Consider the following 25,270-nt stretch of genomic DNA (forward strand, 5'->3'; position numbering starts at 1 on the left):
GTATAATCTCAATGTACGGATTTTTCATCATAGTTTGGGGTTATACTTTCGTTTTATTTTCGGTTAAATGGTAACCCTGTCCTTAGATTGTAATAAATTATTCTCCCTTTTACCTAGCATGAATTTAAAAGATTTAGTATGATGGAATGAGCGAATGTTATTGGGGGATTAATTGGTATGACAGGATCGTTTAGTTTCGTATTAGATTATATCTTAGACAATTATGGCACGGACAATATTTTTTGGACGATGTATTTCATTAACCTTATACTTTCAGCAATCGCCTATAAGCTTGGTTTTGCAAGAAAGTTATCGGTGGGAAAAAATATATTCGTCTACTTCATGCTCGTTCTCGGTAATTATATTACGACTATATTCAGCATCATGAAGCTGCCGATGACAGAAAGCCTTGTTGTCATCTGTATTGTACTTATAATTTATCGTACAAGACTTCATATGCAAAGAAAAGCAAAAAACGCCTCATAAGGGCGTTTTTTTAAATATATTCATCTTCTTCCTTATTCTCTTCATAAAGCCGGAATTTACCTGTTGCATGCCTTGCTTTTGTTTTTATTTCAATCCGCTCATAACATTCGTCACATAGGTACATATACGTCCGGCGGTTTCTTAAACGTTTCGCTTTAAATGAGTCGTCAGGAAGTTCATTAATTTCATCGCATATTGTACATTTAACTTGCATCCTTTCACCTCATATATCCTGATGATGAAACAAGTATACCATAATAGGTAAATGCTAGGAAAATCTTTTTTACCAAAATCTTTTTTATCGAATAAAGGTTTTATTCTTTTTTATGGGGGAATATAAAGATAACTTCACGTTTGGAAAGGAAGGTAAAGTTGATGAAGAAGCGTAATATTATTACAGCTGTGGGTGCAGGTGTTATCGGAGCAGGCGCAGCAAGCTACTTTCTGCTGAATGACTCACAAAAATCAAAGATAAAAGAATCGGTAAATAATCTTCTTAATAACCAGATGAATCCAAGTGAATCGACGTTTGAAAAAGCTGGTCATCCAGACCAGATGGATATGAGGGATAACGCTGATTTGGAAAATGCTAAAATGGTATCGGAAGGGTCGCAATTTGGAGTTCAGTACTACAACGAAAAAAACGAAAAACAAGAAAATACACCACTTCAATAAACAAGTATACGGAGGCGTCCTTGAAAACAAGAACGCCTCCACTTTTCGTTATTCTTTTCTATTATGTGACTGTTCGTTTTCTATTTCTTCCAATTCATTTTTATCTTCTTCATCAAGCATTTCTTTATTATCACCTTGCTCTTGTGGCAGGTCATCCATTACAGGGAATTCAGGCATTGCCCTCCCGACAATTGCAGAAAGTTCATCGACAATACCTTGGATAGGATAGCCGGCTTGGATTTGCTCGCCCATCCCGCGCACTCTAGCCATCAAGTCGGCATCCGCGACTACTACTGCCGTTTTCCCCCAAGGGTCGTGATACAAGGCTTCAGAAACGGAGTATTTGATCGTCCCGACTCGTGAACGATCCATGTCTTCCTCGACATCAATAGCAACGACTGTGTAAGGACCGGCAACTAAGGCAGATGCTTCGTTAACTCCTGGTACATTGTTTGCAACGTTTGACAGATGCTCGGCTATTTCCGTATTCGTCAGCTGCACATCATCCGTATCATTCCTATTCTCCACTTGCATGAACCGGTTATTTGGCTGCGTTTCCTCTTGTGCTGCATTGTCTTTACCTTGACAACCGTAAAGGGCAGCAAGACATAAAATAAGAAAGCCCCATTTACGAATATTCATTATTCATACCTCCTCATAAAGCTTTGTTTATTTTTAGCAGAATAAATTAAAATATTCGTAGGACTTCCTGTCATATGAAAATAATTACCAAAAAGATTGCTATTTAAATGAACCGCTGACACCGTTCGCTTTCATTCAGCGTAAGTTTTTGCACATTCATTAATTTTGGCGTTCTCATCGCCGTTCAGTTGCCCGGCGGACGGATGCTTTCCACGGGCACGGCCTCAGCCTCCTCGGAAGAAAACCGCTTCCTGCGGGGTCTTCGGACTCGTGCTATTCCCGTAGGAGTCACCGTCCGCCGGGCAACTGAACTGGTCTAAAGGATTATTTTAAAAAGAAATTATTCCGTTATGATAAGGATTGTACTTCTGGAATATTAAACAGTAATCCAAATCACGCTTTTCCTCGGAGCAGTCCAGACACCTCGAGACTCCTGCAGGAGGCCGGCTAAGAACGGTCACGTCCTGTGACCAACGCCGGCATTAGAACTTCCTGTTCGTCGAAAGGCATAGGTGAGACCCCGCAGGGCGGCAGCCCGAGGAGGCTCACCAGCCGCCTGCGGAAAGCGAGAGGTGTCTGGACTGCGGACCTCCAGAAGTAAGTTGCACTTACGCTGAATGAAAGTAATTCGCTGTTTTAGACTGCGGGACTTGGGTTAGTTGATGATGATTTCGGTAACTCCTTTAATTGGATCGTCTTTATTCGTGCCATCACCGAAATAAATATGTACAGGACCGTCTTCTTTTAGTGGTTTGCCCTCAAAAGAAAACAAAAAGTAACTATTTGCAAGTTCTTCCAAGTCGAGCGTTATCTCATTACCGTCTGCTTGTACGATTGTAGCGCCGGTTGCTTCCTCGTTCGCTCCTGCATTTTCAAAAAAAGGTTTAAAAGGTATAACGTAAGTCGACTTTAAAATTTCGTCCGCATCTTTGCGGGGAATGGGTTTATTATCATTTGTTGCTTGAACTACTTCCCGGTTAAATCGTTCCTCTGAACTGAATGTATGCTCCTGTTCTTCGCGCGTATCAAGCCTATCAGAAAATGCTTCATCAAATTTTATTCTTCTGTCATCAAAAATCCAGACACTTGGATCAAGTGTTATTGGAAACTTTACATTCCCCTTTATTGGAATAATCATTTCTTGTGCCCCCATCTTTTATTAATTACCCTATGAATCTTTTTATTCATACCCGGCAATCGATACGTTATAATTCTATCAAATTGATTCAATATTTTCACCTAATCGAGAAATTTACAAGAGAAGAGCAATTCTTTTCCGGGATATCCTTCAATTTTGTTTGCATTTTTTTTTAGCAACCGCTAATATATAAGAAAGAGTCTTTATTACTGGAGGGGATTATAATGGTTCCTGAGGTGACAGTTAATCATCGTGAAAAAGCCTACGCCCTTCTGAAGGCTGACGCTGACAAAATTTTACGATTAATAGAAGTTCAAATAGAAAATTTAACGATGCCACAGTGCCCGGTCTACGAAGAGGTGTTGGATACACAAATGTTCGGTCTCTCTAAAGAGATTGATTTTGCTGTTCGTTTGAACTTAATCAGCGAGAATGAAGGTAAAGCACTTCTGGAAAATTTGGAGAAGAAGCTTAATATTTTGCATGAAGCCTCACAAAATACGTTGTGAACGATTTGTGTATGTTGATTTTGCAGCAAAACTTTGCCTGAAAGAACTCGGCAAGGTTTTTTTGTTTTAGGTAAGTTAAAATAAAACTGTGGGTAAAAGAAAAACTTTTTATAAATAGTATGTACTATTTATTTAATTGTGTTATACTTTATAAAAAGTTTCTCGATATCCTTCCGCTAAAATCTATCAATCTGAGGAGAAGAAGGATGTTAAAAAAATTAAAATACTATGATTACACATTAATCATTACGCCATTGATATTAACAGCATTCGGCCTTGTGATGATCTATAGCGCCAGTATGGTGACCGCGGTAGTGGATGGGCTGGAGAGTACATATTATTTAAAACGGCAAGCAGTCTGGTTCGGTTTCGGCTTCATTGGATTTCTGGTTACTTGTATATTTCCTTATCAGTATTATCAGAAATTGATGAAGTTTATTGTTATAGGTGTTCTCATCATGCTAGTTAGTGTTATTTTATTTGGAACAAATGTAAATAACGCCCAATCGTGGCTTAAGATTGGACCAATGAGCTTACAACCTGCCGAGTTTGCCAAGATTGCGCTGATTATGTACCTTGCTTCCGTATATTCCAAGAAGCAAGCTTATATTGATAAATTTACGACCGGTGTACTCCCTCCGTTAATTTTAACCGGTGTATTCATCGGTTTAATTATTATCCAACCGGATATCGGTACATCTTCTATTATTTTCTTGATCGCCTGTTCTATAATCGTTAGTTCAGGTATCCGCTGGAAGCATTTAAGTATTTTAATAGCTTTTGGAATGGGACTTTTACTCCTTGTTGCACCGTCTATGGTGACAGATGAGAGGATTTCCCGCTTTACCGGAGCATACCAGCCATTTGAAACACCAGATTCAGATGGATACCAATTAATCCAATCTTATGTAGCGATTGGAGTTGGTGGGCTTACTGGAGAGGGACTTGGACAAAGTGTACAGAAATTGGGTTATTTAACACAGGCGTATACTGATTTTATCATGGCTATCATCGCCGAAGAACTTGGATTTATTGGTGTAGTTATCGTAATAGGCTTACTTGCTGTCATTGTACTTAGGGGCTTCTTTATTTCAAGAAAATGTACAGACAGCTTTGGTGCACTGCTTGCCATTGGTATTTCTTCGATGGTCGGAATCCAAGCTTTCATTAACCTAGGTGCTATTAGTGGGCTAATGCCGATTACTGGAGTTACCTTGCCATTTATTAGTTATGGTGGTACTTCATTGTTAGTATTGCTTATCTCCATGGGTGTTCTAAACAACATTGCAATGAATGTGAGAAGGAAGGAACATGAGACAGAGAGTCAACAAGATAATGCAGATAGAAAAATAAAACAACTAAACAGAGGTGGGAAACATGGTAAATTTAAAGCATATTAAGAAAGTCTTAGTAGCAAACCGAGGGGAAATAGCAATCAGGGTATTCCGGGCGTGTAATGAACTCGGAATACGAACGGTTGCTGTTTATTCAAAAGAAGACCTAGGTTCGCTTCACCGTTTTAAAGCAGATGAAGCATACTTAATCGGGGAAGATAAGAAGCCGATCGATGCGTACCTTGATATTGAAGGCATTATCGAACTTGCTAAAGAAAAAAATATCGATGCGATTCATCCGGGTTACGGTTTTTTATCCGAAAACATCGAATTCGCTAAACGTTGTGAAGAGGAAGGTATTATCTTCATTGGTCCGAAAAGCAAGCATTTGGACATGTTTGGGGATAAGGTGAAAGCTCGCGAACAGGCAGTGAACGCAGATATTCCTGTCATACCGGGAAGCGGAGCTGTACATAGTATAGAAGAAGTTCTTACCTTTGGTGAAAAATATGGTTACCCAATCATCATTAAAGCAACTCTTGGTGGTGGCGGTCGGGGAATGCGGGTCGTTAATAGCCCTGAAGAAGTTTCCGAGGCGTATGATCGCACGAAGTCTGAAGCGAAGACAGCATTTGGTGATGATGAGATTTATGTAGAAAAATTGTTAACGAATCCAAAACATATTGAAGTCCAGATTCTTGGAGATAGCCATGGTGATATCGTCCATCTTTATGAACGAGATTGTTCGATTCAGCGTAGACACCAAAAACTGATAGAAGTTGCTCCTAGTCTTACGTTATCAGATGAACTGCGCGAGGAAATTTGCGAGGCGGCAGTGAACCTAATGCGTAATGTAGATTACCTCAATGCCGGGACAGTCGAGTTCCTCGTTTCAGAAGGCGAGTTCTATTTCATTGAAGTAAATCCGCGTGTCCAAGTGGAACATACGATTACAGAGATGATTACTGGAATTGATATTGTGCAGACGCAAATCTTAATCGCGGATGGTTACGGCTTACATGGAGAAGAAATTCAAGTTCCAAAACAAGAAGATATTATTACGGATGGGTATGCGATCCAGTCAAGAGTCACAACAGAAGATCCGTTAAATAACTTTATGCCTGATACCGGAAAGATTCTTGCTTACCGGACAGGGGGCGGGTTTGGCGTAAGACTTGATGCAGGAAATGGTTTCTCAGGGGCAATCATTAGCCCGCATTATGATTCTCTACTAGTTAAGGTGTCGACATGGGCGAAATCATATGAACAAGCCATTAGGAAGATGGTACGTAACCTTAAAGAATTCCGAATTCGCGGAATAAAAACGAATGTACAGTTTTTGGAAAAAGTAATGCACCACAAACAATTTATCACGGGGGACTATGATACAACCTTTGTTGATAAAACACCGGAATTATTTGAATTCAGAAAATCAAGAGACCGTGCAACAAGAATGCTTACTTATATTGGGGATATCACAATCAATGGAGTAGACGGAGCAGCAAAAGTAGAAAAGCCGGAATTTTCTAAGCTGCTGATCCCTCAAGTCGATCATCACTCCCCATTCCCTGACGGCACAAAGCAAATATTAGATGAAAAAGGCCCTGAAGCGTTAGCGGACTGGGTGAAAGATCAGAAAGAAGTTCTCTTAACAGACACGACTTTCCGTGATGCCCACCAGTCATTACTAGCAACTCGGATTCGCACGAAGGATCTTGTACAAATCGCTGAACCAACAGCGAAAATTCAACCGAACTTATTTTCTGTTGAAATGTGGGGAGGAGCAACTTTTGACGTTGCCTATCGCTTCTTAAAAGAAGATCCTTGGGTACGCCTTGAGCAATTACGGGAACAAATGCCGAATGTTCTATTCCAGATGTTGCTGCGTGCAAGTAATGCAGTTGGTTATAAGAACTACCCGGATAATTTAATCCATGCATTTGTTGAGAAAAGTGCAGAAAAAGGTATAGATGTATTCCGTATTTTTGACAGTTTAAACTGGTTTGATGGGATGAAGCTCGCTATCGAATCGGTTCGGAACAATAATAAGATTGCAGAGGCTGCAATGTGCTACACCGGTAATATGCTAGATAAAGGTCGATCAAAGTACGACTTGGATTACTATGTGAGCTTGGCGAAACAGTTGGAAGATGCCGGTGCTCATATTCTAGCAATTAAAGATATGGCCGGACTATTGAAGCCTGAAGCAGCATATCAGTTAATTTCAACATTGAAAGAAAAGACAGATTTACCAATCCACTTACATACACACGATACAAGTGGAAATGGAATTTATATGTATGCACGAGCAGTAGATGCCGGCGTAGATATTGTTGATGTTGCGAATGGTCCGCTCGCAGGGATGACTTCGCAACCAAGTGGACAGACGCTTTATCATGCACTGGAAGGACATGTTCGTCAGCCTGAAATGAATATCGATGCAGTGGAAGAACTCTCGCATTATTGGGAAGGGATTCGGGAATATTATAGTGATTTTGAAAGCGGGATGAAGTCACCTCACACTGAAATCTATAACCATGAGATGCCTGGCGGGCAATATAGTAATTTACAGCAGCAGGCTAAAGCGGTTGGCCTTGGGGGCCGCTGGAATGAAGTAAAGAAAACATTCCGTCTCGTTAACGATATGTTTGGTGATATCGTTAAAGTAACACCATCTTCTAAAATAGTTGGTGATATGGCACTATTCATGGTACAGAATGATCTCTCGGAACAAGATGTGTATGATAAAGGGCACCAGATTGACTTTCCGGAATCTGTCATTGAGTTTGCGGCCGGATATATCGGCCAGCCTTATCAAGGTTTCCCGGAAAAACTACAGAAAGTCATTTTAAAGGATAAGGAACCGATTTCTGTCCGTCCTGGAGAATTGCTTGAGCCCGTTGACTTTGAAGCTTTAAAAGAAGAATTGGAGGAAAAGCTAGAGCAATCAGTTACTGATCAAGACGTGATTGCATATGCACTTTATCCGAAAGTATTTCTTGACTATAAAGATTTCACGGATACTTATGGTGATATGTCTGTTCTCGATACACCGACATTTTTCTATGGTATGAAGCTTGGTGAAGTGATTGATGTGACAATTGAAGAAGGGAAAACATTGATTATTAATCTTGTTTCCATTTCTGAGCCGAAACCCGATGGTACCCGTGTGATCTATTTTGAACTAAATGGTCAGACTCGTGAAATTCAAATTAAAGATAAAAGTATTCGTTCATCCGTTGCCTTTAGACCAAAAGTGGAGAAAGGGAATGAGAAGCATATTGGTGCAACGATGCCTGGTACAGTTTTAAGTGTGAACTGTAAGAAGGGCGATCAGGTGAAGAAAGGCGACCATCTGCTTACAACAGAAGCAATGAAGATGGAAACAAGTATTCAAGCGCCGTTTGGTGGAACCATTAAAGATGTCTATGTAAAAGACGGCTCCGTCATTGAAGTTGACGATATTTTAATCGAATTTGAATAAAACAAAAAACATCGCTCCCAATCAAGAGCGATGTTTTTTGTTCTAAGAAATAACTGTATTTGTGTGGTTAGGCTGTTCATGCATTTCTCTTGTTGCGCTCCGGTTTGATAACAGAAGATAGTAACTCAGCATCCCGAAATAACAAGAGATGAATAGAGCGTGTGCAAGTGTTGCGAATAGACTGAGCATCGTAAAGACACTTAATGCACCAGACAGAGCTTGTAATACAATAAGCGAAAGTGCAATCGCCCAACCTCCTACCATGACTTTAGAGTGTTTATATTCTTTAATAATTTTAACGAACAACACAATCGTCCAAAGGAACAAAATGATTGCGCTCAAACGATGCCCCATTTGTACCCATTGCTGGAAGTTATAACTCGCAATACCGCCGGGATTATTATTGTAGCAGAAGGGGAAATCTGGACAAACGAGACTGGACTCAGTATGTCGGACAAGCGCCCCTGTATAGACGACAGCGAGTGTATAAATCGTAAGCGCAATAAACTCGATTCGATGCTTTTTCTTAATGGTGAGCGATTCCGTATCCCACTTCTTGTCGGTCTCAAAAATAAGTAGCGTAAGCAGGAATACAGTAGCAAACGAAATTAGTGAAATTCCGAAATGTAATGCAAGCACAAAGTCTGATTGTCCCCATACAACAGCAGCTGCACCGATCAGTGCCTGTAAAATGAGAAAGACAACTGAACTGATAGAAAGGAATTTAACTTCACGGATATGACCGATTTTTCTCCATGCTAGAATTGCTAATAATACAACGATAATTCCCATTGAACCGGATACTAAGCGGTGACTGAGTTCGATAATCATCTCGAAGTTGAATTCAGATGGTATTAATTGTCCTTCACAAAGCGGCCAGCTATCTCCACAGCCATCTGCTGAACCTGTCTTTGTAACAAGTGCACCACCTAAAAGTACAAAGATCATCCCGATTGTCGCAACAACGGATAACCATTTTAAAAGTTTCATGTTATTTTTAAGCCTCACTTCTTCTTAGTATATGTATACACTTTATAACGTTTATAATAATATTTTACGGGAACAATATCAAAGAAATATACCCTTAGTTGAAATTCGTCATTAATTTGTAACAGTATTCAACATAAAAGCAGTATTTACCATTCAAATAGTAAAAAATACTTGCAATGTGGGGCGTAGTTTGCTAGAAATAGTATGAGGGCCGAGTGGGTTATACTTCCGGAAGAGAGAAATTCTAAAATAATGATTTGATTTAATTATCCAAAATCATTCAATCAATAATTATTTTATTTAAATAGTAATTATTGGTTGGATAGAATTTTATTTGATTCCATGATACAATAAAAGTAATTATCGGCTATATTTGTCATGTGTAAAACTAGCTATGGTAATGAAAATCTTGGCTTTTTCGAAAAAAGGGGGGAAATGAGAATGAACAAGGTGGAAACGCCGTATACAGACGTAGTAAGTGACACCGCAATTCCTGCCAAAAATATGAGAAGTATGGTGCAAGCTGTTAAAGCTCTTATCAAAATCGGAATTGTCAATTCAAATTTAATAACTGTAATTGCTGGTTTTTGGTTGGCTATATACATACATGGTCTGACGTTCAGTGAACATATCGGTACGCTGATTATGACCTTAATCGGTAGTGGTTTAGTAATCGCCGGTGGGGCTATCCTAAATAACTGGTATGATGTTGATATAGATCCGAAAATGACCCGGACAAAGACACGGCCAACTGTAACAGGGCTATTTTCGCTTAGAGCAGTCCTGATATCTGGTATCGTCACGACGATTATTGGGTTAGGGATTCTTTTTCTGTTTACAAATGCTTATGCCGCATTATTTGCCTTTATCGGTTGGTTTGTTTACATTGTGTTATATACGATGTGGACGAAACGGAAGTATACATTAAATACGATAGTGGGTTGTATTTCAGGAGCAATGCCGCCACTGATTGGTTGGTTTGCAATTACTCCAGAGCTACATATTGTTCCGATTGGACTATTTTTAATCATGTTTATATGGCAGACACCGCATTTCCTTGCTCTTGCTATGAAGAAGATGGACGAATATAAAGAGGCTGGTGTTCCAATGCTTCCGGTCGTCTATGGATTTAACATAACGAAGCGGCAAATTATTGTATACATTGCGTGTCTATTACCGTTGCCATTATTGCTTACATCACTCGGTACGACATTTGTCGTTATCGCTACCGCACTAAATATTGGATGGTTAATTCTAGCTGTTTCAGGATTATTTGTTAAAGACGATTTGAAATGGGCAAATAGAATATTTGTTTATTCTTTGAATTATCTCGTCATCCTGTTCCCGCTTATGGTTATTGTAACGCTCCCAATATTTAATTAACTATTGTCCTTAAATATAAAATTAATATATAAGGAAACAACAACAAGAAGAAAGAGAGGTATGAACACATGAAAAGATGGATGGGAAAATTTAAAGCACTCATGCTTTTTACTTTCTTAGCAATCCTATTAGCAGGGTGTGGAAAAGAGAATTTAACTTCCCTTAATCCTAAGGGCTATGGGGCAGATATAACATTAGATCTAATTCTTTATATTACATTCATCATGATTGGTGTTTTTGTAGTTGTAATGGTGATCTATACGATTGTATTGATCCGTTACCGTGAAAAGAAGGGTCAAGAGAATGAAATTCCAGTACAGGTGGAAGGGAATACGAAGTTAGAGATTGTGTGGACTGTAATTCCAATCATTCTTGTTATTATTATCTTGGTCCCTACAATTTACTTCACCTTTGATCTAGCAGATACGTCAGAGGCAAGTTCATCAATTAATATTGATGTAACAGGTAACCAGTATTGGTGGCATTTTGAGTATCAAGATGAAGAAGTCTCGACAAGTCAGGACTTGTATATCCCAACTGGAGAAAAAGTATACTTGAATATGGTTTCATCAGACGTAATTCACTCATTCTGGGTACCATCAATATCTGGAAAAATGGACGTTAACCCGGAAAACGTGAATACAATGTTCATTGAAGCTTATGAAGAAGGAGTTTACTGGGGTAAATGTGCCGAACTTTGTGGACCATCCCACTCGCTGATGGACTTCAAAGTAATTGCAGTAAGTCCAGAAGAGTATGAACAGTGGATCACAGACATGCAAAACTTTGATCCTGAAGAGGTACCGGACGATGCAGTTGCACAGGAAGGTCAAGACCTATTCCAAAATAACTGTATGGGATGTCACGCGCTTGGATCTGCACCATCTGGTGTTGGACCAAACTTGACTAACTTTGGTGACCGTACACACTTTGTAGGATATCTTGAACCAACAAAAGAGAATCTTGTTAAGTGGATTACAGATCCAGAGTCAATTAAGCCTGGTAACCTAATGACGGGTACGTATGATGTGACAGAAGAAGAAGCTGATAAGATAGCAGAGTATTTAATGCAGCTTCAGCCATCTGAAATAACCCCTGAGAGTGCTGGGGGCCTTATCGACTAATAATATTAATTAAGGGATGGAAGACACAAGAGGGAGGTTAAAGCTTTGAGTACTACTACTCAAAAAAGAAGCTTGGGAACCGTGATTTGGGATTACATGACCACCGTTGACCATAAAAAGGTCGGAGTATTATATTTGCTTTTCGGTGGGATATTCTTCCTAATGGCCGGATTACAAGCATTAATTATTCGAACTCAGTTAATGACACCAGAAAACGACTTTGTTTCTGCTGGCTTATATAATGAATTGATTACGATGCATGGAACGAACATGTTATTCCTTGCAGCGATGCCGTTGTTCTTCGGCTTAATGAACTATGTTATGCCACTTCAAATTGGAGCTCGTGATTTGGCATTTCCTTTCTTGAACGGTTTAGGTGTTTGGCTATTTATCTTTGGTGGACTCTTAATGAACTCTAGTTGGTTTTTTGGAGGAGCACCAGATGCAGGGTGGACAAACTACGCACCACTTTCCGTACAATCACCTGGTCATGGTATAAACTTCTATGTATTGGGACTGCAGCTAGCAGGTGCAGGAACAATTATGACAGGGATTAACTTTATAGCAACGATTGTATTAATGCGTGGACCAGGGATGACATATATGAGAATGCCGTTATTTACATGGACAACATTAGTAACAAGTATTCTTATTTTATTCGCTTTCCCAGCATTTACAATTGCACTATTCTTAATGCAGTTTGACCGTATGTTTGATTCTGCTTTCTTTGATATTGCTTTAGGTGGTAACTCGGTTATCTGGCAACACTTATTCTGGATAATGGGTCATCCTGAAGTTTATATTTTGGTTCTTCCCGCATTCGGGATATTTAGTGAAGTCATCCCGACATTCTCGAAGAAACGACTATTTGGTTATACCGCGATGGTTTTCGCTACATTCCTAATCGCATTTTTAGGATTCATGGTTTGGGCGCACCATATGTTTACTGTAGGCCTAGGACCAGTAGCTAACGCTCTTTTCGCGATTGGTACGATGGCGATTGCCGTGCCAACGGGAATCAAGATATTCAACTGGCTCCTCACAATGTGGGGCGGTAGTATTAAAATAACTACTCCGATGCTTTATGCACTTGGATTTATTCCATCTTTCACAATTGGTGGGATGACAGGTGTTATGCTTGGTTCAACAGTTGCGGACTATCAGTTCCATGACACGTATTTCGTAGTTGCGCACTTCCACTACGTTATAATTGGTGGATCAGTATTTGGTATACTAGCGGCAGTACACTATTGGTGGCCGTTGATGTTCAACCGGATGTTAAGTGAGAAGTTAGGAAAACTTGAATTTTGGCTGTTCTTTTCTGGTTTCCATTTAACATTCTTCATTCAGCATTTCTTAGGACTAATGGGTATGCCACGTCGCTACTGGGTATTCCTAGAGAATCAGGAACTGGATTTAGGAAACTTAATCAGTACGTTAGGTTCTTACTTGATGGGTCTAGCAGTAATTGTGTTATTAATTAATGTTGTGACCTCATACTTCAAAGGTCCAGCACCAAGAGACCCATGGGATGGAAGATCATTAGAGTGGTCAGTACCGAATCCAACGCCTTACTATAACTTTAAATACACACCATTAACTCGTGGATTAGATCCATTTTGGATTGAAAAAATGGAAGGTGATGGTAAGATAAAACCTGCTGAACCATTACATGACATTCATATGCCACATGGTTCAATACTTCCATTTCTAATCAGTCTTGGACTTACAGTTGCATCGTTTGGTTTTATTTACCAGTTAGATGGTCCACATGGCAGGATATTAATTTACATCGGTATGGCATTTGCTATCGGTTGTATGATTGTTCGGTCATTGAAAGATGACTACGGCTATAACATCCCCAAAGAAGAACTTGAAAAGGAGGATGATTAAGATGAGTCACCAGGAAGCAATTGGCAGGAATGCACATAAAATAGATCCAAATAATATTCCTGCAGAGCCTGCGAGGGTTACAGCAGAGGGTAAACATAAACACCTTGGTATATGGATTTTTCTTGGAAGTGAAACGGTTCTTTTTGCCAGTTTGTTCGGGACATATATCGCGCTTAAAAACTCTACTGCTGGCGGACCGACGACACAAGAATTATATGGTCTTGAACTTGTATTCTTAATGACACTTCTTTTACTTACAAGTTCTTTAACGAGTGTTTATGCAATTTACCATATGAAGAATAACAACTTTAAGAAAATGCAATTATGGATGGGTATCACTGGGTTACTAGGACTCGCATTCTTAGGTTGTGAAATTTATGAGTTCGCTCATTATATTACAGATTACGGCTTTACTTTCCGCTCTTCTGCGTTTGGTTCAGCTTTCTATGCGTTAGTCGGCTTCCACGGAGGACACGTTATTTTCGGTTTGAGCTGGTTAATCGTATTGATGGCACGTAATGCAAAACGCGGACTGGACACATATAACGCTCCGAAGTACAATACATTTGCATTGTACTGGCATTTTATTGACGTTGTATGGGTGTTCATCTTTACAGTCGTATATCTAATGGGGATGGTGGGTTAAAATGACAGAAAATACTACGCCTAACAAACTCGATTCTTACCGTAAACAAGAAAGTAAAGATGAGATGAAAATCCAAGTAATTAGCTTTGTTTCAATGATTGTATTTACCGTCATTGCATTCGCTCTTGTTGGAACGCAGTTAATGACTGGTTCGTATTTAAGTATCTTGCTAGTTGTCCTAGCAATTGTGCAGGCGATGTTCCAATTCTTATATTTTATGCATTTGAAAGATAAGGGCCATGGACCAGCTTCTGCATCAATCTACGGAGGAATGTTAATTGCATTTCTAACTATCCTTGGATTAGGAGTTATTACTTGGTGGTAAAATTTAAAAAGATCGGGAGAGTATTCCCGATCTTTTTTTGCGAATTTCGTCACATTTTTATTAAATTCTCACGAAAATATGGTATATAATAAGTGAATAAACCTTTTTATGGAGTGACTATATATGTGGTTAGAATTACAAATCTTCGGCTTTAGAGCTTTGTGGAGTCCATATTTCTTTACATTCTGTGTACTGCTAGGAGTTATTTATTATTTAGCAACTGGCCCTTACCGCCATAAATTTGGTGGAACAGAAAAGCCTACGGTTAAGCAACATGTTTTGATGTATACAGCGTTATTTCTTTTATATGTAGCTAAAGGTTCGCCAATTGATTTATTATCCCATATAATGTTTAGTGCGCATATGATACAGATGGTAGTATTTCTGCTTATCTTTCCAATCCTTGTCATTAAAGGACTTCCATTATGGGTTTGGGAAAGGGTTCTAAGAAACAATATCTTAGGTCCAATTATTCGACTACTCACAAAGCCGATTATTTCTTTGCTTTTATTTAATGGATTGTTTTCTATCTACCATATACCAGTTGTCTTTGATTTTTCAAAGTCGGCTCCAGTATGGCATTTCGTTATTCATAGTATTTTATTGATTGCTGCCTTTATCGTGTTTATTCCACTGTTATTACCATTTAAGGAAATAAATACGATGACTCCTTTATTGAAAGTCGGCTATATCTTTGCTAATGGTGTATTGATAACTCCGGCTTGTGTATTGATTATCTTTACAAAAACACCTGCTTATGAAGCTTATTTGGCAGGGGGTGCATGGTTACAATCATTAGCAATCTGTGTACCTGGTGATGTACTTGACGGAATTGAATTAGCTCTTTCCGGGCCTGAAATGTTTTCACCATTAAGTACGATAAACGACCAGCAATTCGGTGGTGTTATTATGAAAACACTTCAGGAAGTCGTTTATTTATCATTAATGATACGAGTATTCTTTGGTTGGTTCCGGGAGAAATCAAGAGACGTCGATCCAGTTAGTGTAGAAGTAAATTAAATTATATTAAATCACACAGTAGTGCGATTTTAAAAAAATCAGGTCAACTATTTTGATAGCTGACCTGATTTTTTAATTACCTTTTTCTTGAGCGAGTGGTTTTAATTCATTGGCTAAGTTTGTTAGCAATGTTTGCGCACGTTCCACGAGTGATTCTGGGAAGTTCTCTTCTTCACCATACTCGATTCCATGTGGATAGTAATGCTTACCGAGTAATGGAGTTAATAGCTTGATCACCGCATCTCTGCGATCTACATCTCCACTTGTCGCATAACCTTGAACACGGATATAATATGTAATATTTTTTTCATTGGAACCAATTTTGTAATCATATGTTACTCGTTCATAGTCCCACTGTCCAGCACGGATAAAGGCATGCTGCCCCGTAATTTTATCAAGCGGTTTCAAGTCCATTACTAAATCGTCAATTCCAGTGTTTTCAATTCTCATTTTTTTCACCCCTAATAATTGTCCACTTTATTTAATCATAGTATGAATAGAAATAATTTGCAATGAAAACCTGTTCGGTTAAAAAGGATTATAATTAGAATTAATAGGGAAAACATTGAATGTATCATACTATATCTTCATAGACTGTAATATATCATAATAGAGGGGCTGTATCGATGCGTATATTACGAAGTTTAGTACTACTTACTATCGTTGTTATTCTTGCTTTTTATTGGATAGAACAAGACGAACTGAATAGTCAAGAAAAAGTGGAGTCACAAGCAGTTGAAAAAGCCCTTATGCTGCAAGCAAAGTCAACACCTGTCCTTACAGCGAGTAAACAAGTGTTACAAGGGGATTTATACCATTGGATTGGAAAACCCATAGAAGAGCTCGAACAGGAGATGGGCGAGCCTGTACGAAAGGATTTGAGCGCTTACGGGTACATATGGTGGGTTTACACGAACGAAAGTGATTACTATATCCAATTCGGAATAGAAGATGACCATGTGCAAACCATTTATGCTATTGGGAATGGTTTATCATTAGAGCCGATTCAACTTGGGGCATCTTATGAATCAATTAGAGAAGAGTTTCCATTCAAGGAAGAAGTCGGTTATACAGACGGTTACGCTACTTATACATTCCGTATGACAGCAGAAGATATGATCCAGCGACCTTTAGTAAAGGTTTCCGACGATTTATTCATGCAATTTTACTTTGATACGTTTACAAATGAGTTGTCATCTGTTCGTCTTATGGAAGCGGACGTCTTATTACGCCATCAACCATATGAAGTTGTCTACCGCGGTCCGCTTCCAGCTAAACCAGATCTTACGGATAATGAATGGAGTCAAGTGGAAAAGGGGATGGAACAACAAATATTCAATATAAGTAACGTGTTAAGGAACCGTTTTGATAAATCTACATTGGAATGGGAAGAAGATGTAAGTGGTGTGGCATACAATCATAGTAAAGATATGAATGATAATAATTATTTTTCTCATTATAGTTTGAATGGGGATGGATTGAAAGAAAGGCTAGAAATTACAGGGTTACTTTATATATCTGCTGGGGAAAATATTGCAGCACAATACCCGGATGCCCCAGCTGCAGTTGAAGGTTGGTTAAATAGTGATGGCCACCGGGAAGCACTGCTTCAGGAAGAATATACTCACCTAGGAGTAGGAGTTTATCGCTTTTACTATACACAGAACTTTTTAGCAAAGCCGATGTAACTCGGCTTTTTCTTTTTGTCTCCATTAAACAGTATGCTTTTTTCAGCGTAAGTGACTTGCTCGTCCTCCAGACTGGCTCTCTAATCGCCGTTCAGTTGCCCGGTGGAGTGGATTAATATTAATGGAAAATATTCCACCATTATCTCACCATAAAGCTTACGAGGAGTAACCCGGCCGCCTGCGGACTTCCTGATGATAGGTGCACACCTAAGCTGACTGAAAGTATACGGCAGTTATTACATGGTGCAGGCGTTCTTAACTAGCTCAGATTGCAATAGTTGAGTTGATTATAAGCTTTTGAACAGTTCATGCCTATTTGCATATTTTAATAATATGCGAATATCTAATTGCAAATGAGGTGAGTGATGATGGCAGAAGAATCTAATGTGGAGCTTAAACGGTTCAAATCATTTATAAACAGCCACCCAAAATTAGTCCGTAAAATACGTAAAGATGGGAAAAGCTGGCAAGAAATCTATGAGCAATGGGTTCTGCTCGGTGAAGATGACATCCACTGGGAACAATATAAAGAAGAAACAGATGAAAAAAGTAAAAGCGGTGAAGAGAAGAAACAGACATTTTCTAAACTTGACTTAAAACCTGACTTTGTAAAGCAAATTTTAAAATATACAGAAACGGTAGATGTAAATAAGCTTCAAGAACAGGTACAGCAACTAAGTAATACAATTGCAACGGTACAAGAAATTGTCGATATATACAAAAAACCACCGGCACAAGAGAATAGAACTAGACAGCCTTTTGATTGGTTTAGAGACTAGGGGGGAAGAACATGGAACAGGCAGTTTACCTCTATTTACGTGAGCAGCCGAAATTGCTTGAGTTTATCAGACGACAACCAATCTGGTATCGATATTTACTTAGGGAGGGAGCAAAGTTACTTCCAGAACTTGAGAAGGAAGCTAAAGTGTTCTATGGTCAAACTTTCTCCGGCAGGTTAAATCGTGTGAGTGATCAAGTTCAAATGGCTTCCATGTTGATCAATGTTGCTAACATTTTAAAAGATTAGTGCCGTTTTATTTTCATAAATCCAATTAAATGTTAAAATCAGGGTGGAGGTGTTAAAATGATTGCGACAATGGAGTATGTAACAATTTTAGATGATGCGGAAGAGCTTGGAAAAGTAGTTTTCGATTCGGATGTAATGCGAGACTATCTTGAGAAAAAAGCATCATTAGAACAAGATAAAGAAGCGCAAAAGCTAGTAAAAGCTTTTAACGATATAAAAGAACATTATGATGATATACAACGATTCGGACGTTATCATCCTGATTATCAAGAAATAATGAAGAAAGTCCGCTCAACAAAACGGGCGATGGATATGCATGAAAGTGTTGCCGCTTTTAAAGTGGCTGAACGGAATGTGCAAAGTTTATTAGATGAAATTAGCGAAGTGATCGCCTTTAGCGTCAGCAATCAAATAAAAGTACCGAAAGATGGAGCACTTCTAACCGATAGTGGCTGTAGTTCTTGTGGAAGTGGCGGCAGTTGTGGCTGCGCGTCTTAATGATAAATTTACTTTTCATTATTTCCTTTTATCACGTATCAACGTTCTGTAATCTTCTCACCTCTAAACATGAGGGAAGCCCAACATGTTAAGGTGGGGGATAAACAGTTCGTAAATACCTGATTCTGTTCAACTAACATTCAGTGGGGAGGTAAGGAATTCCCCACTGAATGAAGTTTCACTTTATCACGTATTAACGTTCTGTAATACCCCCTCCTCAAAACATGAGGGAAACACAATATGTGAAGGTGGGGGATATACAGTCCGTAAATACCTGATTCTGTTCAACTAACATTCAGTGGGGAGGTAAGGAATTCCCCACTGAATGAAGTTTCACTTTATAAATATGGAGTAGGTGAAATCTTGATCCCAAAGCGACAAGGGTTGATTGTATGGTTCCAACATATGAAAAACCTGAAGCATATTAAACGATATGGTAATCTCATCCATGCCTCTAAAAAACATAAATATGCCGTAGTCTATGTTAATCAAGAGGATATTGAAACGATTGAGAAAAAGCTTCTCCGGCATTCCTTCGTATCCAAAGTAGACCGGTCGTACAAACCTTTTGTCCGCACAGACTACGAGAATACGAAGCCTGACGAAGCGAAAAAATTTGATTATAAAATGGGTATTTAAGAACAAAGGCGGAAGCGCCCGTTTAGCAACGTACAAACTGGAGCACTCTGGAATGAGATAAAGGAAACACAACGAACGATAGTGAGTTGATGTTGACTTATCGATTGGAGGAGTGTGAAGTTTGATAGTTGTTGGGCGCTGGAGCCGGACGTGGCTAACCCTGAATAACTAAGTTATCACAGCATTTTTATTTTATAGTACTACAACACGAAAAAAACCTGCAGAACAAACATCTGCAGGTTCTTTTTGTTTTCATGATGAAAACAAAAAGACAAAGGGAGAGGAGAAACCAGAGTAAAACCTACGGGGAAGAATAAGTATACTCTGTTTGAATCAACCAACTAACGTTTAGTTGAATCATTATGCTAGTATGTACAAACAAATAAAAATTATACAATATGAAAAAAATAACCTATCTATCCACCCCCTCGGAATAGAGGTTATTTAATTAATGATGTCTAGGTACATACGTTAAAGACTTTCGAACCCCGGCTAAAGTTATGTTATACTTGCAAGATACAAATTCACTAATTGTTAATCGTAAGTAAACATAAGTTTAATTATTTTTGGTTTTGTGGTAGGATAATGTCGAATCGTCGAATTGGAGTGACCGCCATGAGAGTAATAGCCGGAAAACGAAAAGGACAGGCATTAAAAGCTGTCCCCGGTAATGAAACTAGACCAACAACAGATAAAATCAAAGAAGCGATCTTCCAATCCATCGGCCCGTTTTTTGACGGGGGACGTGTATTGGATTTATTTGCCGGCAGTGGCTCCCTCGGAATCGAAGCGCTCAGCCGTGGAATGGACCAAGCGATCTTTGTTGATAAGCAAGGAAAAGCAATACATACAATCAAAGAAAACTTAAAAACGGTGAAAATGGCTAACCAAGCAGAAGTATATCGGGCTGATGCAAAGCGCGCCTTGAAGGCAGCAGCAAAGCGCGGAATTGTCTTTGACTTAATCCTGCTTGACCCGCCGTACGGAAAGGTAAATCTAATCTCTCTTATTCAAGAGATTATCGAATATGAGCTTATCAGGAAAAATGGTTTACTATACTGTGAACACGATCCACGTGATAAACTGCCGGAAGAAACAGCAAATTTGACGATACAAAAACAAGAAGTTTACAGCAGTACAATTGCAGTAACTATCTACCGTTTTAAATAGGAAGGGGTTAGATCATGACTAAGCTAGCTATTGTTCCTGGCAGTTTTGATCCATTTACAAATGGACATTTAGATATTGTTGAGCGAGGGGCAAAAATTTTTGATGAAATTCTTGTAACGGTTTTTAATAACCAAGCAAAATCACCGTTGTTCACTGTGGAGGAACGTGTGAATTTAATTAAAGAATCGACAAAACATTTGCCGAACGTAAAAGTAGATTCTTCCGACTTTCTACTTATGGACTATGCTACCGAAAAAAACGCAAATGCGGTCATTCGTGGTTTACGGGCAATTAGTGATTTTGAGTATGAAATGCAGATTACTTCGATGAACCGGAAATTAAATAAAGATATTGAAACGTTTTTTATAATGACTAATAATCAATTTTCCTTTTTGAGCTCGAGCATGATTAAAGAAGTTGCCCAGTATAATGGTAATATTACCGGGCTTGTACCGGAGATTGTTGAATTGGAATTAAAAAAGAAATTTAATTTTACATAATGCTTGAGGGCTAACATTCGGGTAAAGTGAACAGAATGTTAGCTCTCATTTTTACTATTCTTGATAAACAAGAGGAAACCTACCCATAGGAAAAGAATTGTAATAAATGGTCCAATATTTGTAAGCTGCTGAAGTGTATAGGAAAAGAAGGTATCTGTAGGTTGAGTTGCTACTGTAATTTCGCTATCCATTGTTTGGTAATCCAAATAAAGTGGCTTGTAGAATATAATGGTCAAGATACTTGCAATGATTCCGTGTAAAACGCGGGCAAATACATAAGGTGAAAAGCGTATGTCTGTTTTAGCAAGGATACTGGCGACTTGCGCTTGAACGGAAAAGCCATTAAAACCGAGTATGAAGCTCACGAGAATTACTTTCGGGAGTAAGGAGTCAGTTGTGATTTCGGATATCAATGTTGCGCCAAGCGTAATTTCAAAAAGTCCTGAAAAAAACGGAACTGCAAGTGTACCGGGAATGCCAAGCAAGAAGAATATACCTTCAAATAGTTTACTGAATAATATAGTGAAATTTACAAGGTGAAGCAGTTGAACGATAACGGAAAATAAAATAATAAATCCACCGACCATGACGAGAGTTTTAATTGATTGTAAAACTGCATCTCCAAGTATTTCTCCAAGCGGCCTAGGGTCTCTACTGCGTGTCCGGTGCATTTGTTTTACTGCTTGAATAAGAATCGGGCTATTATTTTTTTTCTTTGCCTTATTAATTATCGGCTTCTCTTCGCGTATTTTATAAAACCGCATGAGTATCCCGACAACCATGTTGCTTCCATAGTGAGCTGCCGCAAGTAACGCGCCAAGCGCAGCATTATGGAATAAACCGACTGAAATAGCTCCAAAAATAAATAATGGGCTCGAATTATTTGTGAAGGATACGAGCCTTTCTGCTTCAATTTGGGTTAATTGTTTCTCTTCTCTAAGTCTTGCCGCTATTTTCGCGCCTGTTGGGTACCCACTTGCCATTCCCATCATCCATCCGAAACTACCGGCACCTGGCACATTAAATAGCGGTCGCATGATCGGCTCAAATAAGACGCCGAGAAATTTAACAACACCGAAAGCAAGTAATAATTCTGCAGTAATAAAAAATGGCAGAAGAGAAGGGAAAACTACTTCTGCCCACATGTTCAACCCACGTAAGCTAGCGGCTAATGCTTCGTCGGGAAAATATATAAGTAATATCGTTAAACAAATCGTAATTGCTGCTAATAAAATAGTTTTCACAAATGGATTCAAGTTAAAGCCCCCTAATACACGAGCATGTTCTGTACAACCAATTTTAGAAGGTGTAAAATAAACACGAGAATAATTGCGCGAATTAAGTACAAGCTATATATTCTCTATCAATATACGCAGCTTAGGGCTTTGAATATGACTACTATTTACAGAATATAGTTATTCGAAAGGAAGGTGTTGACTGGAAGATGAAATTCTCAAAGAAAAAAATACTGTTTTATTTAATTTTTTTCATCGCTTTATACTTTTTTGCTACATATCAATTACCATATTATATTCAAAAACCTGGGAATACCGAGCCATTAAATCCAATTGTGGAAGTGGCTGATGCATACGAAAGTGAAGGAGAAATGTACTTAGTGACGGTTAGCGGACTACAGGCTACACCACTCCATTATACCCTTGCAAAAATACTTCCACATAACGAGATTAAACCTCTCCATGAAGTAATTCCAGAAGGGATAAGCACAGATGATTATATGCATGCACAACTTCAAGTGATGGAAAGCTCCCAGGAAGCCTCTCTCGTAGTCGCTTACGAGGCAGCTGGTCGTGATATTAAGATCGATTATGCAGGTGTGTATGTCGTAAGCGTTGTCGAGGATATGCCGTCTTTTGGAAAGCTTGAGATGGGAGATTTAATAACTCGAATTGATGGGATCGAAATCACTGAATCCACTGATTTAATCAATTATGTTGAGGAAAAGGCTGCTGGTGAAACAATTACGGTTGAATTATTGAGAGAAGATGAGCAACTAACGGAAGAAATAACGTTGGATTACTTTCCAGATGATGAGACTCGAGTAGGAATGGGAATCAGTTTGGTAACCGATCGGGAAGTGACGGTGAATCCTGAAGTCGAGTTCTCCAGTGGTCAAATTGGTGGTCCAAGTGCCGGGTTAATGTTCGCTTTAGAAATTTACGATCAATTGACCGAGGAAGATATTACAAAAGGTTATGAAATTGCCGGTACAGGAGAAATCGATTATGAAGGAAATGTATACCGAATCGGTGGAATAGACAAAAAGGTTGTCTCTGCTGACAGGGAGGGAATTGATATTTTCTTCGCCCCACATGAGGAAGGAAGAGAGGATTCCAATTATGTCGTTGCTAAAGAAAAAGCAGAAGATATCGGCACAGCGATGGAAATTGTACCAGTTGATACGTTTAATGATGCATTAGAGTATTTAGAAGCACTACCTGAAAAATAATAAAGCTTGCGGGCAGAGTAATTAATCGTAACGTTACCCTGCCTGCAAGCTTTTTTAATCACGCATTAATGGTCTGTAATACCCCCACCTTTAAACATGAAGGAAGCCCAACATGTGAAGGTGGGGGATATACAGTCCGTAAATCGTTCTAACATTCAGTAGGGGGAGGTACGGAAACCTCCACTGAATGAAGTTTCACTTTATCTAACGATTCGGATTGGCCCTTTTAATTCTTGGTTAAATAGCATTTTTCTGGTAGAGGGCTTAAGGATACTGTAATAGGAAAGGCTCGCTTTTTCTTCTAGTTGCATTAAGGGATGCATGTTTTTACGATAGCTAGATAGAACAGGAATTTTGATTGCTTTTTTTACATGGTTTAAATATTTTTGTCCTTGCTCGGTGATGCCGAGAACTCGGACATATGGAAGTTTAGAATCATCGGCCAAAAATGGGGCTAGTTCATCTTTAGTCGTATTCGTTAACAGATGAGTAAAGATCCGCTGAATTCTCGTCCATGTATACCGTTTGGTTTTGATTTTGCGGAACCAATCTTCCATATTTTCCACTTGGTTAGCAGTATTTTTCAAGCGATATTCGATTCCCTCTGTTACTCCGTGGATTTGCCGGAGTTCCTGGGGAGTCATTGTTTGCACCCGGTAATTCACAAGTTGAAAATAATGTTCCCATTGATGCCAATGAGAAGTTGTTTGTTTATATTGCTGGAGCATTTCAGCAGTGATCGCTGGAAGTGCTGCGCGAGCCTGTGATGTTACGTTCTGATGCTCAATGATTTCTTTTCGAATACTCGTCGCACTTGCAATTTCTCCCGTAATGTCAGGATCATGAAACTCATTGTTTAATCGTTTGATTGTATGGATATCCATCGGCAAATCCTGTTCAAGGATTGTATTTACATAACCCATGCCGAGAATGTTATTCGGCTGGGACAGATCGAATTGTTGATTTACAAGTCCAATTGCTTCATACGCTTTCATGCTCGCTTCTGGAAAAGACAGACCTTGATGTAAGCGTGCTTTTAACTCGATTTCATACTCTTTTTTCCGTTCTTTCTGTACCAGGTTAGCTGATATAAACGGTTCTGCAGTACCAGCTTCACTCCCGAAACAAATACTTGAAGCGCCTAGCTCATGAAGCAATTGTACAGCCCCTCTTGCAAAATAATCACTATTTTGCACCGCGTTAGCATATGGTAACTCTAATACGATGTCAACACCGGAGGAAAGGGCGGCTCTTGTCCGGTGAAATTTATCGATGATTGCAGGCTCCCCGCGTTGTAGGAAGTTACCGCTCATAACTGCAATTACGGAATCAGCCTGTGATACTTCTTTAGCTTTTTGGACATGATATGCATGACCATTGTGAAAGGGATTATATTCGACAACGACGCCACAAGCTTTCATTTATTTCAACTCCCAGCATTAATGTGCTATTATTGTAACAAATAAAGGAAGAGAATTTCAGCTAAAAGCAGAAAAAAGATTTTATGCTTCATTGTAAAATGAAATGCAACAGCTAAATAAATAGAAAGCCATCGTGAAACCACGTATAGTTAAAGTTGACCAAAACCATAAACATACGGAGGTAAATCACGATGACTCACTCTCATTCTAA

General features: G+C 39.0%; 26 protein-coding genes. 19 read left to right on the forward strand and 7 right to left on the reverse strand.

The window, feature by feature from the left end; translation table 11 throughout:
* Window positions 1-177: 177 nt before the first annotated feature.
* Entirely contained in the window at window positions 178-486 is a 309-nt protein-coding gene (locus GN217_RS15660; RefSeq protein WP_156857592.1) for a YlaH-like family protein, read from the forward strand.
* Between the two features lie 10 nt (window positions 487-496).
* Here GN217_RS15660 and GN217_RS15665 read toward each other — a convergent pair whose 3' ends face one another.
* On the reverse strand, window positions 497-700 hold the full coding sequence (locus tag GN217_RS15665) for a YlaI family protein (RefSeq protein WP_156857593.1): 204 nt from the start codon (window positions 698-700) through the stop codon (window positions 497-499).
* Window positions 701-861: 161 nt separating this feature from the next.
* Between GN217_RS15665 and GN217_RS15670 the strand changes: the two genes are divergently transcribed.
* On the forward strand, window positions 862-1,161 hold the full coding sequence (locus tag GN217_RS15670) for a hypothetical protein (RefSeq protein ID WP_156857594.1): 300 nt from the start codon (window positions 862-864) through the stop codon (window positions 1,159-1,161).
* Between the two features lie 48 nt (window positions 1,162-1,209).
* Here the strand turns inward: GN217_RS15670 and GN217_RS15675 are convergent, their stop codons facing one another.
* Together GN217_RS15675 and GN217_RS15680 are read right to left on the reverse strand one after the other, a co-directional pair.
* Window positions 1,210-1,803 carry a YhcN/YlaJ family sporulation lipoprotein gene (locus GN217_RS15675; protein ID WP_156857595.1) on the reverse strand — a complete coding sequence of 198 codons (594 nt, stop codon included), beginning with the start codon at window positions 1,801-1,803 and terminating at the stop codon, window positions 1,210-1,212.
* Window positions 1,804-2,458: 655 nt separating this feature from the next.
* Window positions 2,459-2,941, reverse strand: a complete 483-nt coding sequence (locus tag GN217_RS15680) for a hypothetical protein (protein WP_156857596.1) — start codon at window positions 2,939-2,941, stop codon at window positions 2,459-2,461.
* A gap of 224 nt (window positions 2,942-3,165) precedes the next feature.
* Here GN217_RS15680 and GN217_RS15685 point away from each other — a divergent pair, with 224 nt between their 5' ends.
* The 3 genes from GN217_RS15685 to pyc all read left to right on the forward strand — a co-directional run bounded on the left by GN217_RS15685 (window position 3,166) and on the right by pyc (window position 8,268).
* Entirely contained in the window at window positions 3,166-3,450 is a 285-nt protein-coding gene (locus GN217_RS15685; RefSeq protein ID WP_156857597.1) for an Fpa/YlaN family protein, read from the forward strand.
* 206 nt (window positions 3,451-3,656) lie between these two features.
* Entirely contained in the window at window positions 3,657-4,850 is a 1,194-nt protein-coding gene (gene ftsW, locus GN217_RS15690) for a putative lipid II flippase FtsW (protein WP_156857598.1), read from the forward strand.
* Entirely contained in the window at window positions 4,828-8,268 is a 3,441-nt protein-coding gene (gene pyc / locus GN217_RS15695) for a pyruvate carboxylase (protein ID WP_156857599.1), read from the forward strand. Before ftsW ends, pyc begins: the two co-directional genes overlap by 23 nt.
* Before the next feature lie 42 nt (window positions 8,269-8,310).
* On the opposite strand, the gene GN217_RS15700 is transcribed toward pyc, so the two are convergent.
* Window positions 8,311-9,258 (reverse strand): COX15/CtaA family protein, encoded by a 948-nt coding sequence (locus GN217_RS15700; protein ID WP_156857600.1) that lies wholly within the window; start codon window positions 9,256-9,258, stop codon window positions 8,311-8,313.
* 441 nt (window positions 9,259-9,699) lie between these two features.
* Here GN217_RS15700 and cyoE point away from each other — a divergent pair, with 441 nt between their 5' ends.
* The 6 genes from cyoE to ctaG all read left to right on the forward strand — a co-directional run bounded on the left by cyoE (window position 9,700) and on the right by ctaG (window position 15,649).
* On the forward strand, window positions 9,700-10,641 hold the full coding sequence (gene cyoE / locus GN217_RS15705; RefSeq protein WP_156857601.1) for a heme o synthase: 942 nt from the start codon (window positions 9,700-9,702) through the stop codon (window positions 10,639-10,641).
* A gap of 68 nt (window positions 10,642-10,709) precedes the next feature.
* The gene (coxB, locus tag GN217_RS15710) at window positions 10,710-11,765 is read left to right on the forward strand and encodes a cytochrome c oxidase subunit II (RefSeq protein WP_156857602.1); all 1,056 of its coding nucleotides are present in this window, start codon (window positions 10,710-10,712) and stop codon (window positions 11,763-11,765) included.
* 96 nt (window positions 11,766-11,861) lie between these two features.
* Window positions 11,862-13,658: a cytochrome c oxidase subunit I gene (locus GN217_RS15715; RefSeq protein ID WP_156857618.1), complete on the forward strand. Its 1,797-nt coding sequence runs from the start codon at window positions 11,862-11,864 to the stop codon at window positions 13,656-13,658.
* Window position 13,659: 1 nt separating this feature from the next.
* Complete coding sequence (locus tag GN217_RS15720; RefSeq protein ID WP_156857603.1) at window positions 13,660-14,304, forward strand: cytochrome c oxidase subunit 3; 645 nt, start codon at window positions 13,660-13,662, stop codon at window positions 14,302-14,304.
* Between the two features lies 1 nt (window position 14,305).
* The gene (locus GN217_RS15725) at window positions 14,306-14,629 is read left to right on the forward strand and encodes a cytochrome C oxidase subunit IV family protein (protein ID WP_156857604.1); all 324 of its coding nucleotides are present in this window, start codon (window positions 14,306-14,308) and stop codon (window positions 14,627-14,629) included.
* A gap of 123 nt (window positions 14,630-14,752) precedes the next feature.
* Complete coding sequence (gene ctaG / locus GN217_RS15730) at window positions 14,753-15,649, forward strand: cytochrome c oxidase assembly factor CtaG (RefSeq protein ID WP_156857605.1); 897 nt, start codon at window positions 14,753-14,755, stop codon at window positions 15,647-15,649.
* A 72-nt stretch (window positions 15,650-15,721) separates the two neighbouring features.
* Here ctaG and GN217_RS15735 read toward each other — a convergent pair whose 3' ends face one another.
* On the reverse strand, window positions 15,722-16,099 hold the full coding sequence (locus GN217_RS15735) for a YugN family protein (protein ID WP_156857606.1): 378 nt from the start codon (window positions 16,097-16,099) through the stop codon (window positions 15,722-15,724).
* 176 nt (window positions 16,100-16,275) lie between these two features.
* On the opposite strand from GN217_RS15735, the gene GN217_RS15740 reads away from it, so the two are divergent.
* The 7 genes from GN217_RS15740 to coaD all read left to right on the forward strand — a co-directional run bounded on the left by GN217_RS15740 (window position 16,276) and on the right by coaD (window position 21,171).
* Entirely contained in the window at window positions 16,276-17,337 is a 1,062-nt protein-coding gene (locus GN217_RS15740) for a CAP domain-containing protein (RefSeq protein WP_156857607.1), read from the forward strand.
* Between the two features lie 368 nt (window positions 17,338-17,705).
* Window positions 17,706-18,116 (forward strand): spore coat protein YlbD, encoded by a 411-nt coding sequence (ylbD, locus tag GN217_RS15745; protein WP_156857619.1) that lies wholly within the window; start codon window positions 17,706-17,708, stop codon window positions 18,114-18,116.
* Window positions 18,117-18,127: 11 nt separating this feature from the next.
* Window positions 18,128-18,364 (forward strand): YlbE-like family protein, encoded by a 237-nt coding sequence (locus GN217_RS15750; protein WP_156857608.1) that lies wholly within the window; start codon window positions 18,128-18,130, stop codon window positions 18,362-18,364.
* Window positions 18,365-18,421: 57 nt separating this feature from the next.
* Window positions 18,422-18,862: a YlbF/YmcA family competence regulator gene (locus GN217_RS15755; protein ID WP_156857609.1), complete on the forward strand. Its 441-nt coding sequence runs from the start codon at window positions 18,422-18,424 to the stop codon at window positions 18,860-18,862.
* Between the two features lie 363 nt (window positions 18,863-19,225).
* Window positions 19,226-19,501 (forward strand): YlbG family protein, encoded by a 276-nt coding sequence (locus tag GN217_RS15760; protein ID WP_156857610.1) that lies wholly within the window; start codon window positions 19,226-19,228, stop codon window positions 19,499-19,501.
* 615 nt (window positions 19,502-20,116) lie between these two features.
* The gene (gene rsmD / locus GN217_RS15765; protein WP_232334464.1) at window positions 20,117-20,671 is read left to right on the forward strand and encodes a 16S rRNA (guanine(966)-N(2))-methyltransferase RsmD; all 555 of its coding nucleotides are present in this window, start codon (window positions 20,117-20,119) and stop codon (window positions 20,669-20,671) included.
* Between the two features lie 14 nt (window positions 20,672-20,685).
* Window positions 20,686-21,171, forward strand: coding sequence for a pantetheine-phosphate adenylyltransferase (gene coaD, locus GN217_RS15770; RefSeq protein ID WP_156857612.1), 486 nt, complete (start codon window positions 20,686-20,688; stop codon window positions 21,169-21,171).
* Window positions 21,172-21,209: 38 nt separating this feature from the next.
* Here coaD and ylbJ read toward each other — a convergent pair whose 3' ends face one another.
* Window positions 21,210-22,427 (reverse strand): sporulation integral membrane protein YlbJ, encoded by a 1,218-nt coding sequence (ylbJ, locus tag GN217_RS15775; RefSeq protein ID WP_156857613.1) that lies wholly within the window; start codon window positions 22,425-22,427, stop codon window positions 21,210-21,212.
* 188 nt (window positions 22,428-22,615) lie between these two features.
* Here ylbJ and GN217_RS15780 point away from each other — a divergent pair, with 188 nt between their 5' ends.
* Window positions 22,616-23,638: a SepM family pheromone-processing serine protease gene (locus GN217_RS15780; RefSeq protein ID WP_156857614.1), complete on the forward strand. Its 1,023-nt coding sequence runs from the start codon at window positions 22,616-22,618 to the stop codon at window positions 23,636-23,638.
* Between the two features lie 200 nt (window positions 23,639-23,838).
* Here the strand turns inward: GN217_RS15780 and GN217_RS15785 are convergent, their stop codons facing one another.
* Window positions 23,839-25,059 carry a nucleotidyltransferase gene (locus GN217_RS15785; RefSeq protein ID WP_156857615.1) on the reverse strand — a complete coding sequence of 407 codons (1,221 nt, stop codon included), beginning with the start codon at window positions 25,057-25,059 and terminating at the stop codon, window positions 23,839-23,841.
* Window positions 25,060-25,270: the final 211 nt, after the last annotated feature.

The sequence above is a fragment of the Oceanobacillus sp. AG genome, from assembly GCF_009746545.1.
GTDB classification, from domain to species: domain Bacteria; phylum Bacillota; class Bacilli; order Bacillales; family Amphibacillaceae; genus Oceanobacillus; species Oceanobacillus indicireducens.

Coding starts and splice junctions, on each gene's coding strand:
- pyc (WP_156857599.1), top strand. CDS start 4,828: ATGGTAAATTTAAAGCATATTAAGAAAGTCTTAGTAGCAAACCGAGGG.
- GN217_RS15780 (WP_156857614.1), top strand. CDS start 22,616: ATGAAATTCTCAAAGAAAAAAATACTGTTTTATTTAATTTTTTTCATC.
- GN217_RS15700 (WP_156857600.1), bottom strand. CDS start 9,258: ATGAAACTTTTAAAATGGTTATCCGTTGTTGCGACAATCGGGATGATC.
- GN217_RS15665 (WP_156857593.1), bottom strand. CDS start 700: ATGCAAGTTAAATGTACAATATGCGATGAAATTAATGAACTTCCTGAC.
- GN217_RS15685 (WP_156857597.1), top strand. CDS start 3,166: ATGGTTCCTGAGGTGACAGTTAATCATCGTGAAAAAGCCTACGCCCTT.
- GN217_RS15785 (WP_156857615.1), bottom strand. CDS start 25,059: ATGAAAGCTTGTGGCGTCGTTGTCGAATATAATCCCTTTCACAATGGT.
- GN217_RS15740 (WP_156857607.1), top strand. CDS start 16,276: ATGCGTATATTACGAAGTTTAGTACTACTTACTATCGTTGTTATTCTT.
- GN217_RS15660 (WP_156857592.1), top strand. CDS start 178: ATGACAGGATCGTTTAGTTTCGTATTAGATTATATCTTAGACAATTAT.
- GN217_RS15735 (WP_156857606.1), bottom strand. CDS start 16,099: ATGAGAATTGAAAACACTGGAATTGACGATTTAGTAATGGACTTGAAA.
- GN217_RS15720 (WP_156857603.1), top strand. CDS start 13,660: ATGAGTCACCAGGAAGCAATTGGCAGGAATGCACATAAAATAGATCCA.
- GN217_RS15715 (WP_156857618.1), top strand. CDS start 11,862: ATGACCACCGTTGACCATAAAAAGGTCGGAGTATTATATTTGCTTTTC.
- cyoE (WP_156857601.1), top strand. CDS start 9,700: ATGAACAAGGTGGAAACGCCGTATACAGACGTAGTAAGTGACACCGCA.
- GN217_RS15675 (WP_156857595.1), bottom strand. CDS start 1,803: ATGAATATTCGTAAATGGGGCTTTCTTATTTTATGTCTTGCTGCCCTT.
- ftsW (WP_156857598.1), top strand. CDS start 3,657: ATGTTAAAAAAATTAAAATACTATGATTACACATTAATCATTACGCCA.
- ylbD (WP_156857619.1), top strand. CDS start 17,706: ATGGCAGAAGAATCTAATGTGGAGCTTAAACGGTTCAAATCATTTATA.
- rsmD (WP_232334464.1), top strand. CDS start 20,117: ATGAGAGTAATAGCCGGAAAACGAAAAGGACAGGCATTAAAAGCTGTC.
- GN217_RS15725 (WP_156857604.1), top strand. CDS start 14,306: ATGACAGAAAATACTACGCCTAACAAACTCGATTCTTACCGTAAACAA.
- ctaG (WP_156857605.1), top strand. CDS start 14,753: ATGTGGTTAGAATTACAAATCTTCGGCTTTAGAGCTTTGTGGAGTCCA.
- GN217_RS15670 (WP_156857594.1), top strand. CDS start 862: ATGAAGAAGCGTAATATTATTACAGCTGTGGGTGCAGGTGTTATCGGA.
- GN217_RS15755 (WP_156857609.1), top strand. CDS start 18,422: ATGATTGCGACAATGGAGTATGTAACAATTTTAGATGATGCGGAAGAG.
- GN217_RS15680 (WP_156857596.1), bottom strand. CDS start 2,941: ATGATTATTCCAATAAAGGGGAATGTAAAGTTTCCAATAACACTTGAT.
- GN217_RS15750 (WP_156857608.1), top strand. CDS start 18,128: ATGGAACAGGCAGTTTACCTCTATTTACGTGAGCAGCCGAAATTGCTT.
- coaD (WP_156857612.1), top strand. CDS start 20,686: ATGACTAAGCTAGCTATTGTTCCTGGCAGTTTTGATCCATTTACAAAT.
- coxB (WP_156857602.1), top strand. CDS start 10,710: ATGAAAAGATGGATGGGAAAATTTAAAGCACTCATGCTTTTTACTTTC.